Source organism: Cedecea selenatireducens (assembly GCF_042138895.1).
In the GTDB taxonomy this organism is placed as follows: domain Bacteria; phylum Pseudomonadota; class Gammaproteobacteria; order Enterobacterales; family Enterobacteriaceae; genus Cedecea; species Cedecea selenatireducens.
Genome location: NZ_JBHIKW010000009.1, coordinates 174,777 through 188,246, shown reverse-complemented (window position 1 = coordinate 188,246; position 13,470 = coordinate 174,777). Strand labels below are relative to the sequence as shown.

At 56.1% G+C, this 13,470-nt stretch carries 13 protein-coding genes; 8 read left to right on the top strand and 5 right to left on the bottom strand.

Annotated elements, in window-relative coordinates; all coding sequences use genetic code 11:
* Nucleotides 1-244 precede the first annotated feature (244 nt).
* Entirely contained in the window at nucleotides 245-820 is a 576-nt protein-coding gene (locus ACE38U_RS15995; RefSeq protein ID WP_375530111.1) for a YceI family protein, read from the bottom strand.
* Between the two features lie 244 nt (nucleotides 821-1,064).
* Here ACE38U_RS15995 and folC point away from each other — a divergent pair, with 244 nt between their 5' ends.
* A complete protein-coding gene (folC, locus tag ACE38U_RS15990; protein WP_375530134.1) occupies nucleotides 1,065-2,318 on the top strand; it encodes a bifunctional tetrahydrofolate synthase/dihydrofolate synthase in 1,254 nt (417 codons plus the stop codon).
* A 54-nt stretch (nucleotides 2,319-2,372) separates the two neighbouring features.
* Here the strand turns inward: folC and bglX are convergent, their stop codons facing one another.
* On the bottom strand, nucleotides 2,373-4,670 hold the full coding sequence (gene bglX, locus ACE38U_RS15985; protein ID WP_038474378.1) for a beta-glucosidase BglX: 2,298 nt from the start codon (nucleotides 4,668-4,670) through the stop codon (nucleotides 2,373-2,375).
* 176 nt (nucleotides 4,671-4,846) lie between these two features.
* Here bglX and dld point away from each other — a divergent pair, with 176 nt between their 5' ends.
* Both dld and ACE38U_RS15975 read left to right on the top strand, forming a co-directional pair.
* Complete coding sequence (dld, locus tag ACE38U_RS15980) at nucleotides 4,847-6,580, top strand: D-lactate dehydrogenase (RefSeq protein ID WP_375530110.1); 1,734 nt, start codon at nucleotides 4,847-4,849, stop codon at nucleotides 6,578-6,580.
* Between the two features lie 114 nt (nucleotides 6,581-6,694).
* Nucleotides 6,695-7,249 carry a GNAT family N-acetyltransferase gene (locus tag ACE38U_RS15975; protein WP_375530109.1) on the top strand — a complete coding sequence of 185 codons (555 nt, stop codon included), beginning with the start codon at nucleotides 6,695-6,697 and terminating at the stop codon, nucleotides 7,247-7,249.
* On the opposite strand, the gene pbpG is transcribed toward ACE38U_RS15975, so the two are convergent.
* Both pbpG and ACE38U_RS15965 read right to left on the bottom strand, forming a co-directional pair.
* Nucleotides 7,250-8,191 (bottom strand): D-alanyl-D-alanine endopeptidase, encoded by a 942-nt coding sequence (gene pbpG, locus ACE38U_RS15970; RefSeq protein WP_038474386.1) that lies wholly within the window; start codon nucleotides 8,189-8,191, stop codon nucleotides 7,250-7,252. It lies immediately after the preceding gene.
* Nucleotides 8,192-8,352: 161 nt separating this feature from the next.
* Nucleotides 8,353-8,940 (bottom strand): Yip1 family protein, encoded by a 588-nt coding sequence (locus ACE38U_RS15965; protein ID WP_038474388.1) that lies wholly within the window; start codon nucleotides 8,938-8,940, stop codon nucleotides 8,353-8,355.
* Nucleotides 8,941-9,227: 287 nt separating this feature from the next.
* Here ACE38U_RS15965 and ACE38U_RS15960 point away from each other — a divergent pair, with 287 nt between their 5' ends.
* Nucleotides 9,228-9,791, top strand: a complete 564-nt coding sequence (locus tag ACE38U_RS15960) for a DedA family protein (protein WP_375530108.1) — start codon at nucleotides 9,228-9,230, stop codon at nucleotides 9,789-9,791.
* On the opposite strand, the gene ACE38U_RS15955 is transcribed toward ACE38U_RS15960, so the two are convergent.
* A complete protein-coding gene (locus ACE38U_RS15955) occupies nucleotides 9,788-10,354 on the bottom strand; it encodes a TetR/AcrR family transcriptional regulator (RefSeq protein ID WP_375530107.1) in 567 nt (188 codons plus the stop codon). The genes ACE38U_RS15960 and ACE38U_RS15955 overlap by 4 nt on opposite strands.
* 107 nt (nucleotides 10,355-10,461) lie before the next feature.
* Here ACE38U_RS15955 and ACE38U_RS15950 point away from each other — a divergent pair, with 107 nt between their 5' ends.
* The 4 genes from ACE38U_RS15950 to ACE38U_RS15935 all read left to right on the top strand — a co-directional run bounded on the left by ACE38U_RS15950 (nucleotide 10,462) and on the right by ACE38U_RS15935 (nucleotide 13,450).
* On the top strand, nucleotides 10,462-10,929 hold the full coding sequence (locus ACE38U_RS15950; RefSeq protein WP_176982155.1) for a nuclear transport factor 2 family protein: 468 nt from the start codon (nucleotides 10,462-10,464) through the stop codon (nucleotides 10,927-10,929).
* A gap of 91 nt (nucleotides 10,930-11,020) precedes the next feature.
* Nucleotides 11,021-11,758: a class I SAM-dependent methyltransferase gene (locus ACE38U_RS15945; protein WP_375530106.1), complete on the top strand. Its 738-nt coding sequence runs from the start codon at nucleotides 11,021-11,023 to the stop codon at nucleotides 11,756-11,758.
* Nucleotides 11,759-11,872: 114 nt separating this feature from the next.
* A complete protein-coding gene (gene yohP / locus ACE38U_RS15940; RefSeq protein WP_008456306.1) occupies nucleotides 11,873-11,956 on the top strand; it encodes a small membrane protein YohP in 84 nt (27 codons plus the stop codon).
* 573 nt (nucleotides 11,957-12,529) lie between these two features.
* A complete protein-coding gene (locus tag ACE38U_RS15935) occupies nucleotides 12,530-13,450 on the top strand; it encodes a LysR family transcriptional regulator (protein WP_176983205.1) in 921 nt (306 codons plus the stop codon).
* The last annotated feature ends 20 nt before the right edge of the window (nucleotides 13,451-13,470 follow it).

Below are 13,470 nucleotides of genomic sequence, written 5' to 3'. Positions count from 1 at the left end.
CCCCGGTTATGACCCCGAATGTTTGGGTGATGGCCGGTGGGTTTACCGCTTTAGCGGCGATGAGCTTGCCGGGCGCCGGGGGTTGTTAGGGGGCATGGCGTAATGCCACCTGACACGTTCACCGTGTTCCGAGCGTGCAGGGGAAACAAATGTACGGGTGAACGGAAAATTGACAGGTTTAAAATAGGGACACGAGCCACCTCAAAGCACAAAGCAATAAAACCCAATGTAACATCAAGTTACGTTAGCCTGCCTGGCTACTCCTTGCCCGGATTTTAATCTCAATCGAAATCCTGTCATCCACCACGGCCTCAAATTTATCCATGTTAAAGGCCGCGCGTGAAATCACCGTTGTCGCGCGTAACGAGATGGCGCTTTTATCTGCCGCAGCGGCGGGATCGCCGTCCATGTTGGCCTCAAGAACCACCGCGCGCCGGACATTTTTTACCTGCAGCAGGCCAAAAATCCGGTAATGCCCCAGCCCTTCGGCCACCACTCTGCTGCTTGTAAAGGAGAGCGAGGGGTAATGTGCCGTATCGAAGAATAACCCGCCCTGTAATTGATAAGTGAGTAAGCTATTGGATGCCTGGAGCGTAGCGGCCGGGATGCGCACGCTGATGCTGTCATGCACGTCATTTCCCTCATCCAGTAAAAGTGAGCCGGTAACCCCGTCGAGATGCGCCTGCGATGTGCTACCGAAGGCATGCCATGAGAGCGCAATGGCGGTTTGAGGCGTGATGACGCTGTAATTTTCCGGCATCGCATACGCTAAGGGGCTGACCAACAGGCCGAGGGTTATTTTCAGAAAAATGCGCAGCATGGTGTTTTTCCGTTGGCGAACATAACCCGCTAACGTTTCACGACAGCCTTTTATTCATTTTTATTTTCCTGATTTTTTATTTAAGCGAACAACAGTAAAAATGAGAAAAACCCGCGGCTTTAGACGTCTAATTTTCCAATAACCACACAAAAATAATTAAACCAAAAACAATACACTTAATTACATTTATTACCCGGAAAATGCCTTATCCAGATAGCAATGATGTTTAACCAGGGAATACATGATGAGCAAAAGCCCAGCCATACCCGATCTCACCTCTGACTTACCCCGCTGGCTGGCTTATATCGACAGCCTTCATTCGCAGGTGATTGATATGGGATTAGACAGAATCAAAGACGTAGCAGCAAAACTCGATGTGTTAAAGCCCGCGCCTTTTGTCTTTTTAGTCGGCGGAACCAACGGCAAAGGCACCACCTGCCACACCCTCGAGAAAGTCCTGATGCAGTCAGGGTACAAAGTGGGCGTATTCAGTTCACCCCACATGATTCATTATAAAGAGACGGTGCGCATTCAAGGTCAGGAGCTGTCGGATGCGGCCCACATTGCTGCTTTTGTTGAAATTGAAAAAGCACGCCAGGCCACTACGCTAACCCCGTTCGAATTCAATACGCTGGGCGCATTCTGCCTGATTAAATGGGCTCAGGCAGACGTGGCGATTATTGAGGTTGGCATGGGGGGCCGGGACGATGCGACCAACATTCTTACCCCGGATGTCTCCGTCATCACCAACGTAGCGCTGGACCACGAAGACTGGCTGGGCAAAGGCACCGAGGCCATCGGCGAGATCAAAGCAGGTATCTTCCGCAGCGGACATCCGGCGGTGATTGGGCAACAACAGGCCCCGGAGTCCTTGCTCCGCTATGCGCAGCAGATTGGCGCTATCCCCCATCAAAATGGCGTGGACTGGCATATCACAGAGGGCGGCGATGGATGGACGTTTAGCGACAAGCTCGGCGAAATCACCCCGTTAAGGCAGCCGAAAATGCCACGCGATAACGTGGCTACCGCAATAGCCGCGCTGCGTATCAGCGGGCTTAAATTTGAGCTGGCTGCGCTGCATGATGTTATTCATAAAGCCAACTTACCCGGTCGCTTTCAGGTAATTGACCACAAACCCACCGTGATTTTAGACGTGGCGCATAATCCACACGCTGCGGCGTATTTAGCGCAAAGATTGCGTAACTATCCCAAAAAAGGAAAGTATCGTTTTGTTATCGGCATGCTTATTAATAAAGACATCAAAGGCACCGTCGATTATTTAAAGGATCTGTCCGAGGAATGGTATTGCTGTGGCATTCAGGCGGGCCCAAGGAGCTCTCGGGCGGAAGATATTGCGCAGTATTTACCTGCGGCAAAAAATTTCCCGGATATTTTATCCGGCTGGGATGCAGCCATACGTGATGCCAGTGCGGACGATGTGATTGTCGTTTGTGGATCGTTTTATTCTGTTGCACCCGTGCTGAACGAACTGAATTAGACCGAGGTAAAAAAGCCACCCCGAGTGAGGTGGCTAATTTTAAATATAACCCGCTTATTTCAGCTCAAATTCGCCCTGCTGCACGCGGGCGGAATCGAGGCCGATAAACACGTTGAATTTGCCCGGCTCCGCGTCGTACTTCATCTTCGCGTTCCAGAACTTCAGGGCGTTGATGTCGATTGGGAAGCTGACGGTCTGGCTTTCACCCGCTTTCAGCGCCACTTTCTTAAAGCCTTTCAGCTCTTTCACCGGGCGGCTCATGGAAGCGGTCACGTCCTGCAGGTACATCTGCACCACGGTTTCCCCTTCACGCCCGCCGGTATTGGTGACGGTGACCGAGGCTTCGACTTTGCCGTCGCGCTGCATGGTCGGCGCGGAAAGCTTCACGTCGCCCACTTTAAAGGTGGTGTAGCTCAGCCCGTAGCCAAACGGATACAGCGGCCCGTTCGCTTCATCAAAGTAGCGTGAGGTGTATTTGTTTGGTTTTTCCGGGTTGTACGGACGGCCGGTATTCAGGTGGCTGTAGTACGTCGGAATTTGCCCGACCGAGCGCGGGAAGGACATTGGCAGCTTGCCGGACGGGTTATAGTCGCCGAACAGAACGTCGGCTATTGCGTTCCCGCCTTCGGTGCCGCCGTACCAGGCTTCCAGCAGGGCATCCGCCTGCTGATCTTCTTTCACCAGCGCCAGAGGACGGCCGTTCATCAGCACCAGCACCAGCGGTTTGCCGGTGGCCTTCAGCGCGGTAATCAGGTCACGCTGGCTCTGCGGCAGCGTCAGGTTGGTGCGGCTGGACGCCTCATGCGCCATGCCCTGGGCTTCACCGACCACGGCGACCACTACATCGGCGTTTTTCGCCGTATTCACCGCGTCGTCGATCATCGCTTTCGGCGTGCGCGGGTCAACGGTGACCGCAGGCTCATACTGGTTCAGGAACTCGACAATGTCTTTTTCATCGGTGACGTTCGCGCCTTTGGCAAACACCACTTTGCCCTGCTGACCTACGGCATTTTTGATGCCTTCCAGCGGGGTGACGGACTGCGCGGCCACGCCTGCGGCAGACCAGCTGCCCATGGCATCACGTTTGCTGTCCGCCAGCGGGCCAATCACCGCAATGGTGGAGGTCTTTTTCAGCGGCAGAGTTTGCAGGCGGTTTTTCAGCAGTACCATGCTTTCGCGCGCCACTTCTCGCGCTTCTTTGCGGTGCAGGCGGCTTTCGGCGTTGGTGTCTGCCGGGTCAGAATCTTTTGGCCCAAGGTGACTGTACGGATCGTTAAACAGCCCCATGTCGTATTTCACGTTCAGCACGTGGCGGGTGGCGTCATCCAGCTCTTTCATCGGCACCGCGCCGCTTTTCACCAGCTCTGGCAGATATTTGCTGTAGTACTCGTCGCTCATGCTCATGTTGATGCCGGAGTTGAGCGCAATGCGCACCGCGTCTTTCGGATCGCTGGCCACGCCGTGTTTGATAAGCTCTTTAATCGCGCCGTGATCGGAGATGGTAATACCTTTGAACTTCCATTCGTCGCGCAGCAAATCTTTCAGCAACCAGCTGTCTGCTGAGGCCGGCGTACCGTTCAAAGAGTTCAATGCCACCATCACGCCGCCGCTGCCCGCGTCCAGCGCGGCTTTATATGGCGGCATGTAGTCGTTAAACAGGCGCTGCGGGCTCATGTCGACGGTGTTGTACTCTTTTCCGCCCTCCACCGCGCCATAGGCCGCGAAGTGCTTCACGCTGGTCATCACCGAGTAGCGGTCCGCCGGGCTTTTGCCCTGCATCGCTTCAACCATGGTGCGCCCCATAATCGAGGTCAGGTAAGTGTCTTCGCCAAACCCTTCGGAGACGCGGCCCCAGCGCGGATCGCGCGAGACGTCGACCATCGGTGCCCAGGTCATGTTCAGGCCGTCATCCGCCGCTTCATAGGCAGAAATACGCCCCACGGTTTTCACCGCATCGAGGTTAAACGAGGACGCCAGGCCGAGGCTGATTGGGAACACGGTGCGCTGACCGTGCACCACATCGTAGGCGAAGAAGAGAGGAATTTTCAGGCGGCTGAGCTGCATCACCTGGTCCTGCATGGCGCGGATGTCCTGGCGGGTAACGGTGTTGAAAATAGCCCCCACCTGGCTGTCTTTGATCATCTCGCGGATAGCTTCTTTCGGGTTATCCGGGCCGACGCTGATTAAACGTAGCTGACCGATTTTTTCGTCGGTGGTCATTTTTTTCAGCAGGTCGGTGACGAAGGCATCACGCGCTTCCGGCGTTAAAGGGTGCGGGCCAAACATTTCGTCGGCCAGCGCAGGCTGCAGCGCCAGGCTTACGGCAACCCCTACAGAACAGAGCCATTTCATCGGATTCACTCTCACAAGCGTTTGTTAAGGCGTGCAGTTTGCCACATCGCCACCACGGTAAGAAGAGCGTAGCAAAGCCTGGCTGCTGATTTCGCGGAGATTTCCTCGTTACGCTCACGTTTTTCGGCGCTATGCTTAATGACAGGCTTTTTGATGCCACCACAAGGAGTGGACCCATGTCTGTTTTGATGAATTCCGATAATAAAACGCTGATAAACGAACTCTCTCGCCACGTTGGCTCGCACCATGTTTTAACCGATCCGGCCAAAACGGCCCGCTACCGTAAGGGCTTTCGTTCCGGCCAGGGGGAAGCGCTGGCGGTAGTGTTCCCCGGCTCCCTGCTGGAGCTGTGGCGGGTGTTAAGCGCCTGCGTCGCCGCCGATAAAATCATTATTATGCAGGCCGCCAATACCGGCCTGACCGAAGGCTCGACGCCAAGCGGCAGCGACTACGATCGCGATATCGTGATCATCAGTACGCTGCGTCTCGACAAGCTGCACCTGCTGGATAAAGGCGAGCAGGTACTGGCCTACCCCGGCACCACGCTTTACTCGCTGGAAAAAGCGCTTAAACCGCTGGGCCGCGAACCGCATTCGGTGATCGGCTCCTCCTGTATTGGCGCGTCGGTTGTCGGCGGTATTTGTAATAACTCCGGCGGTTCGCTGGTGCAGCGCGGCCCGGCCTATACCGAGATGTCGCTTTTCGCCCGCATTGATGACAGCGGCAAGCTACAGCTGGTGAACCATCTGGGCATTAACCTGGGCACCACGCCGGAGCAAATTCTCAGCACGCTGGACGACGAACGCGTGAAAGACAGCGACGTGCAGCACGACGGCCGTCACGCGCACGATCACGATTACGTGACCCGAGTGCGCGACGTTGAGGCCAACACGCCTGCGCGCTACAACGCTGATCCGGATCGCCTGTTTGAATCTTCCGGCTGCGCGGGCAAGCTGGCTGTCTTTGCGGTACGCCTCGACACCTTCCCGGCGGAAAAGCGCCAGCAGGTGTTTTACATCGGCACAAACCAGCCTGATGTGCTGACCGAAATTCGTCGCCATATTCTGGCCAACTTCGAAAACCTGCCGGTCGCCGGGGAGTACATGCACCGCGACATTTACGACATCGCTGAAAAATACGGCAAAGATACGTTCCTGATGATCGACAAGCTCGGCACCGACAAAATGCCGTTCTTCTTCACCATGAAGGGGCGCACCGACGCGATGCTGGACAAGGTGCCGCTGTTTAAGCCGCACTTTACCGACCGCTTTATGCAGAAGCTCGGCGGCGTTTTCCCGGCTCACCTCCCGGAGCGGATGAAAACCTGGCGCGATAAATATCCTCACCATCTGTTGCTGAAAATGGCCGGAGATGGCATTGACGAGGCCAAAGCCTGGCTGAGCGAGTACTTTAAAACCGCCGAGGGTGATTTCTTCGTCTGCACCGCAGAAGAAGGCAGCAAAGCCTTCCTGCACCGCTTTGCCGCCGCCGGAGCCGCGATTCGCTATCACGCCGTGCATGCGGATGAGGTGGAAGATATTCTGGCGCTGGATATCGCCCTGCGCCGAAACGACGATAACTGGTTCGAAGAGCTGCCGCCGGAAATCGGCGATAAGCTTATCCATCGCCTCTATTACGGCCACTTTATGTGCCATGTTTTCCACCAGGATTACATCGTCAAAAAAGGCGTGGACGTGCATGAGCTGAAAGAGCAGATGCTGGCGCTGCTGCATGAACGCGGCGCGCAGTACCCGGCTGAGCATAACGTCGGCCATCTCTACAAAGCACCGGACACGCTGAAGCAGTTCTACAAGGCCAACGACCCGACCAACAGCATGAATCCGGGGATTGGTAAAACGACCCGGCGTAAAGGCTGGGCCGAAGACGACGGCGCTCAGGAGCACGGCTGACGGAGATAAGTTTCTCCTATGACGGGCAATCTATGTTTCACGCTTTTTTGGGCATAGATTAATGAGGCGGGGTGAAGACTATCTTCACCCTTTTTTCTGCCTAAGGAGCGAAAGATGTCCGCAGTAGAAACGTTGCCTTTCCCTTCAGTCCACATCAGGGAAGCAACGCCCGACGATATTCCTGCCATTAAAACGATTTATGCCTGGCACGTGCTGAACGGCAAAGGATCGTTTGAAGAGATCCCACCTGACGAACAGCAGATGACCGGGCGCCTGGCGGCGGTTCGCGCTCACGGCCTGCCGTGGCTGGTCGCGATGATTGACGAGCAAATCGTGGGCTACTGCTACGCCACGGTTTACCGCCCTCGCCCCGGCTATCGCTACACGATAGAAGATTCGGTCTATATCGACGCCAGCATGACCGGGCGCGGCATCGGCAAAGCCCTGCTGAGCGAGCTCATTACCCTGTGCGAAAAGGGGCCGTGGCGGCAGATGATCGCGGTGATTGGCGACGGGGATAACAATACGGGCTCGTGCAAATTACATAGCCAGCACGGGTTTGAAACCGTCGGGCGGCTGCGTAGCGTGGGGTTTAAGCTGGGCGACTGGCGGGATACTTTAATGATGCAGCGCCCCCTCAACGGTGGAGACGGGACGCTGCCGGACTGATTACTCTTCTTCCGATCCTGCCGCGGTGTTGTTCGCTATTTGCGCCGCTTTAGAGCGCTTATAGCTTAATGCCGCCGCCGGAACAGGAGTCACTTTGCCGGTTTCCATCCAGTTGCGCAGGCGGTTAGCGTCGGCGAAGTGGGTGTATTTCCCGAAGGCATCCAGCACCACCAGCGCGACCGGGCGACCGTTAATCACGGTGCGCATCACCAGGCAGTGGCCCGCGTTGTTGGTGAAGCCGGTTTTGGTGAGCTGGATATTCCAGTTTTCGCGGTACACCAGATGGTTGGTGTTGCGAAACGGCAGGGTATAGGCCGGGTTGCGGAAGGTTGCCATATCCTCATGCGTGGTGCTGAGCTGACCCAGCAGAGGGTATTTCTGCGTCGCCACCAGCAGTTTGGTCAGATCGTTCGCGGTGGAGACGTTCTCAATCGACAGGCCGGTTGGCTCGACGTAGCGGGTATGGGTCATTCCCAGCGACTTCGCCTTAGCATTCATCGCGCGGATAAACGCCTCGTAGCCGCCAGGGTAGTGGTGAGCCAGGCTCGCCGCCGCGCGGTTTTCCGAGGACATCAGCGCCAGCAGCATCATGTTTCTGCGGCTGATTTCGCTGTTCAGGCGAACGCGGGAGTAAATACCCTTCATTTCCGGCGTATGGCTGATGTCCACTTTCAGCATTTCATCCATCGGCAGATGGGCGTCCAGCACCACCATCGCGGTCATCAGCTTGGTGATAGAGGCGATGGGGCGAACCAGATCCGGATGGCTGGAATAAAGAATTTTATTGGTTTGCAAATCGACAATCATGGCGCTGCCGGAGGCTATCTCCTGGCCGGCGCTGGCCGCGTGGGTGGCGACCTTGCTGGCTTCTGCCTGCGGGGCAAAAGGCACAGTCATCATCAGCGCAAGGCTGAACAACGATAAACGGATTTTTGTCGGCATGGTGACACTTCTGTAATGATTCCGGAAAAGTATAGGCTCACCGCAGGCATTCATCTGAATAATATAAACATGCGGGGCGCCGGAATCATACTCCGGCGCCCCGCTTTACTGCCAGTTAAGAATCGTAACGTTATATCAAAACTTTCCGATAATTCGCCCCGTCAGAACAGGCGATAGCCGTAACCCCACAGGATAACCGCGACGGCCAGCAGCACTTCCAGCACCAGCACGCCAATCGCCAGGGTTGAACTGGAAAAACTCATCCCCTCTTCTTTGTCGATGCCAAGGAAGTCCGGCACGCCGACGTAGAGCAGATAGCCGGTGTAAACCAGTGCGATGGCGCCTACCGCTACGCACAGCCAGACCAACGGATAAAGCGCCACTATCCCGCTTAAGAACAGCGGCGTAGCGACATAGCCGGCAAAGACCATACAGCGGGCAAGCGACGGACGCTGCGGGTAGTTACGCGCCATCCACCACATAACCCGGCCCATTACCGCGACACCGACAAGCATCAGGGCGTAGAAGAGAATACCCAGATACAAGCCGGTAAACATAGAGAGCTGAACGTAGGTGCCGTCCCCGAAATTCCAGCCGATTTGCGTGGTGCCGATAAACGCGCAGATGACGGGAATGGCCGCCATCAACAGCACATGGTGTGTGTAGTGATGCGAGACGGACTCGTTCTCGCGCCTGATTTCCTGCATTTCCCGATTAGGATGGGAAAACAATCCCCAGACATGGCTCATACAACCTCCGGACCTGCGGCGCAAATGCTTGCGATACACCAAGTATAATTCACCTTCAGGTTATTATTTAACCAGCCAAAAAATATCTCTGATTCTGTGCAGACAGGCGGCGATGAGTTGTATGCTTGAGGGAAAATTTCATACCCTAAATAATTCGAGTTGCAGGAAGACGGCAAGGCCGGGAATCCTCAGGAGCATAGCTAACTATGTGACTGAGGTGAGCGGGAGCAGCCAACGCACCTGCAACTTGAAGTATGACGGGTATACATGGAGGAGAGTCCTGCTTAATGGATATCAATGGCTTAATAGAACAGTATGGCTATGCCGCGCTGATTATCGGCAGCATGGCGGAAGGTGAAACCATTACCCTGCTAGGCGGCGTGGCCGCGCATCAGGGGCTCCTGACGTTCCCTCTGGTGGTGGCGTCCGTCGCGCTGGGCGGCATGATTGGCGATCAGGTTCTGTTTCTGGTGGGCAGGCATTTTGGCAGCGCCCTGCTGGCTCGCTTTAAAAAACATCACAAGAAAATTTCCAAAGCGCAGGCGCTGATCAACCGCCATCCTTATCTGTTCGTGATAGGTAGCCGCTTTATGTACGGCTTTCGCATCGTCGGGCCGATTATCATCGGCGCCAGCAAGCTGCCGCCAAAACTGTTTATCCCGCTGAATATCTGCGGCGCCATCCTCTGGGCCACGCTATTTACGACGCTCGGCTACCTCGGCGGCGAAGTGGTCGGCCCGTGGCTGCACAGCCTGGATACTCATCTGCGCCACTGGATTTGGCTTATTGTGGCGGTGGTGCTGGTTGTGGGCGTCCGGCTGTGGTTTAAGCACCGGCAAAAAGACGATTAATCTTCCGCCACGGGCAGCAACGCAAGCCACCCCCGCAGCAGCCTTAGAGCTTCTTCGCCGCTGCCGTCGCGCTGGGCTTTGACTATCGCCCCGTCAATCACCAACGCCAACATTGCTGCCTGCTGCCTGCCGCCTGCGCTATCGGGCAAATAGTCAGCCAGGTATTGCACCATCGCCTGCTTGTGGGCGCGGGCTATCGGCAGAGTTTCCGGCAGCGCCTCTGCCATTTCTACCGCCGAGTTGATAAACGCGCAGCCGCGAAACGCCTCGTCCTCAAACCAGTTCTGCAAAGTGGCCGCTAACGCCTCAGCCAGCCCTTTCCCTTCGCCAGTTTGTGCTTCCAGCGTGCGGCTAAACCACGCCATCCAGCGTTGATGCCGATAATCCAGAAAGGCGCGGATCAGGTCATCTTTTGCCGGAAAATGCCGGTAGAAGGTCACTTTGGTGACGCTGGCTTCTTTGATGATTCGGTCGATACCGGTGGCGCGAATGCCGTCGCGGTAAAACAAATCGTGCGCGGTTTGCAAAATACGGTCGCGCGCGCCGGGGGTCGCAGTAGGCATGATCTCTCCTGTTAAAAATCTATCATGACGCATGTAGACAAATCTGTCTACCCAGGCTAGTTTAGATATGTAGACAGACCTGTCTACATATTCACAGGAGCAAAACCATGACAGTAAAACCCCCGGTTCCGCCGTTTACGCTTGAGACGGCAAAACAAAAAGTTCGCCTGGCGGAAGATGCCTGGAACAGCCGCGACCCTGAGCGCGTCTCGCAGGTTTACGCCCTGAATACCCACTGGCGCAACCGTGCAGAATTTGTTGATGGCCGCGAGGCGGTGGTGGGCTTTTTAACGCGCAAGTGGCAGCGTGAGCTGGACTACCGGCTGATCAAAGAGATCTGGGCGCACGACGGCAACCGTATCGCGGTGCGCTTCGCCTATGAATGGCATGACGACTCCGGCAACTGGTTCCGCAGCTTTGGCAACGAGAACTGGGAATTTGACGAGCAGGGCCTGATGACTAACCGCCACGCCTGCATCAACGACACGCCGATCAAAGAGAGCGAACGCGCCTTCTTCTGGCCGCTGGGCCGCCGCCCGGACGATCATCCTGAGCTGAGCCATTTCGGTTTTTAACTGTTTTGCCGCCGGAGCCGGTTTTCTTTCCGGCGGCGTAGCGTCTAAAATTCCTGCTGGCCAATGATGGCCTCATTAATGCAGAGGATTTATGACGCAAAATATCTATGACGATCCGGCATTTTTTGCCGGTTATGCCACGCTGGACCGCTCAATGAAGGGTCTGGATGGCGCGCCTGAGTGGGCAAAAGTTCAGGCTATGCTGCCGCCGCTGGCGGGCAAACAGGTGCTGGATTTGGGCTGCGGCTACGGCTGGTTCTGCCGCTACGCGCGTGATGCTGGTGCAGCAAAAACGGTCGGGCTGGATGTTTCCTCCCTCATGCTGGCGAAAGCCCGTGAAATGACCGAAGGGGCGGGCATTGAGTACCGGCAGGAAGATCTTGCCACGCTACAGCTTCCGGCGGACAGCCTCGATTTAGCCTACAGCTCGCTGGCGCTTCACTATCTGGAGGATATTCGCCCGCTGTTCGCCACGCTTTACCAGGCGCTGGTGCCGGGCGGCAAGCTAGTCTTTACCGCCGAACACCCGATCTATACCGCGCCGCTGGAGCAGGCCTGGCTTAAGGATCAGGCGGGGCAGCGCAGCTGGCCGGTAAATCATTATCAGCAGGAAGGCGTACGCATCAGCAACTGGTTTGCCGAAGGCGTTAAAAAACAGCATCGCAAACTGGCCAGCTGGATAAATGCCCTGATTGAGAGCGGCTTTGTACTTGAAAAACTGGACGAATGGGGCCCGGAAGCCGAGCAAATAGCCCTTAATCCCGCCCTGGCAGAAGAGGCCGAACGGCCAATGATCTTCCTGCTCGCGGCCGGTAAACCTCAGCGCTAGTCCGCAGCAACACCGCTTTTTTCTTCATTATTCCGTTTACGGGGAGGCAACTCCCCCCGTCTTCGTATCCTTGCCTATACTCATAAAGACCAAACAAAAAGGTAAGGAGCGCTAATGAAAATTATTTTATGGGCCATTCTGATCATCTTCCTCATTGGGCTGCTGGTGGTGACCGGCGTATTCAAAATGATCTTTTAAAAGCGCGGGCGCCACGGTTTGTGGCGCCTTTGCTGCATCCCTTCTCTCAGCGAGTTGCCCCTTAGTCACAAATACAGCCTATGAAGGATCGGCTCAACTTCCGTTCACTTCCAGCCCTGTTTTATATGCAGCCACCACACCTGTGAACGTCTCGGGAGAATCACCGTCATTCCCCCGAGACCCCGGACTCCCGGCGAAATAAATCGACCGCTGAGGCGCGTTCCCGACGGCCGGACCCTGGCCTCGCTTCTTATTTTTACCCTCACCCTAACCCTCTCCCTGGAAGGGAGAGGGAATAAATAATGTACCCCATCGTCTGTTTTCCCCCTCTCCCTCTGGGAGAGGGCTGGGGTGAGGGAATATTTGTTCCCGGCGATCATCGCGGCGGGTTCACCGTGCTCCGAGCGTGCAGGGGAAACAAATGTACAGGGGAATGGAATAACTGCGGAGCGAAAGATATCTCCTGGAGAATTTGAAAGGAAAATGTGTATAAGAGATAGCCTCAACGCCCCCAGCCTACTTGCCGTCAGTATCCCGTCGGGCGTATCATCACGCCAATTGATTGGAGAAATAATGACTATCAAAGAAAATGATTTCCGCAAAATCGATCTTAATTTGCTGATCGCTTTTGCGGTGCTGTTCCGCGAGCAAAGCGTGTCGCTGGCGGCCGACAAGCTGCACCTCGGGCAGCCCGCAGTGAGCGGCGCGCTGGCAAGGCTGCGTGATATGTTCGACGACCCGCTGTTTATCCGCAGCGGCCACCGCATGCAGCCCACCGCCCGCGCAAGCGAACTGCACACCGAACTTATGCCCCTGCTGGAGCAGCTGCAAAGTGCCCTTTTCCAGCAGGCGGAATTCTGCCCGGCCAGCGCCAAAGCCACCGTCACCATCGGCATGACCGACTGGGTTGAAATGTGGCTGATGCCAAAACTCATCCCCGCGCTGAAACAGGATGCGCCGGGCATGCGCATTAACGTCGTGGCAAGCGATCCGTTTACCGATGCTCAAAGGCTGGAAGGCGGCGAGCTGGATATGGCGATAAGCGTGGCGAATCAAAGCGCCCGCTGGCTGGAGCGGGAGGTGCTGACCAGCATGGGTTTTGTGACGCTCTGGCAACCGCAGCAAGTAGAGGCCAGCGCTTCGCTGTCGCTGGAAGAGTACGTAGCCCATCAGCACGTGCTGGTCAGCTATCGCGAAGCCAACAGCAGCCAGATAGACACTCTGCTGGCGAAGCTCGGGCAGACGCGCCACGTCAGCTACACTACGCCGCATTTTGCCGCGCTGCCGGGCCTGCTGATGCAAATGCCCGCGCTGGCAACGGTGCCTGCGGGGCTGTCAGAGAGCTGGCAGAAAACCTGGGGGCTGACTGCCAGCCCGGTTCCCGTTGAAATACCGCCGTTTGAGGTCGCTCTGCTCTGGCATCAGCGCCATAACAGCGACGCCGCGCTGATGTGGCTGCGCGGGTTTATTCAGCGGCTGGTGAACGTGGCCTGACAGAGGCCAAGATGAAGAGG

Bases quoted from the DNA above. Each gene is read 5' to 3' on its own strand.
- ACE38U_RS15995 (WP_375530111.1), bottom strand. From the start codon at position 820: ATGCTGCGCATTTTTCTGAAAATAACCCTCGGCCTGTTGGTCAGCCCC.
- folC (WP_375530134.1), top strand. From the start codon at position 1,065: ATGAGCAAAAGCCCAGCCATACCCGATCTCACCTCTGACTTACCCCGC.
- bglX (WP_038474378.1), bottom strand. From the start codon at position 4,670: ATGAAATGGCTCTGTTCTGTAGGGGTTGCCGTAAGCCTGGCGCTGCAG.
- dld (WP_375530110.1), top strand. From the start codon at position 4,847: ATGTCTGTTTTGATGAATTCCGATAATAAAACGCTGATAAACGAACTC.
- ACE38U_RS15975 (WP_375530109.1), top strand. From the start codon at position 6,695: ATGTCCGCAGTAGAAACGTTGCCTTTCCCTTCAGTCCACATCAGGGAA.
- pbpG (WP_038474386.1), bottom strand. From the start codon at position 8,191: ATGCCGACAAAAATCCGTTTATCGTTGTTCAGCCTTGCGCTGATGATG.
- ACE38U_RS15965 (WP_038474388.1), bottom strand. From the start codon at position 8,940: ATGAGCCATGTCTGGGGATTGTTTTCCCATCCTAATCGGGAAATGCAG.
- ACE38U_RS15960 (WP_375530108.1), top strand. From the start codon at position 9,228: ATGGATATCAATGGCTTAATAGAACAGTATGGCTATGCCGCGCTGATT.
- ACE38U_RS15955 (WP_375530107.1), bottom strand. From the start codon at position 10,354: ATGCCTACTGCGACCCCCGGCGCGCGCGACCGTATTTTGCAAACCGCG.
- ACE38U_RS15950 (WP_176982155.1), top strand. From the start codon at position 10,462: ATGACAGTAAAACCCCCGGTTCCGCCGTTTACGCTTGAGACGGCAAAA.
- ACE38U_RS15945 (WP_375530106.1), top strand. From the start codon at position 11,021: ATGACGCAAAATATCTATGACGATCCGGCATTTTTTGCCGGTTATGCC.
- yohP (WP_008456306.1), top strand. From the start codon at position 11,873: ATGAAAATTATTTTATGGGCCATTCTGATCATCTTCCTCATTGGGCTG.
- ACE38U_RS15935 (WP_176983205.1), top strand. From the start codon at position 12,530: ATGACTATCAAAGAAAATGATTTCCGCAAAATCGATCTTAATTTGCTG.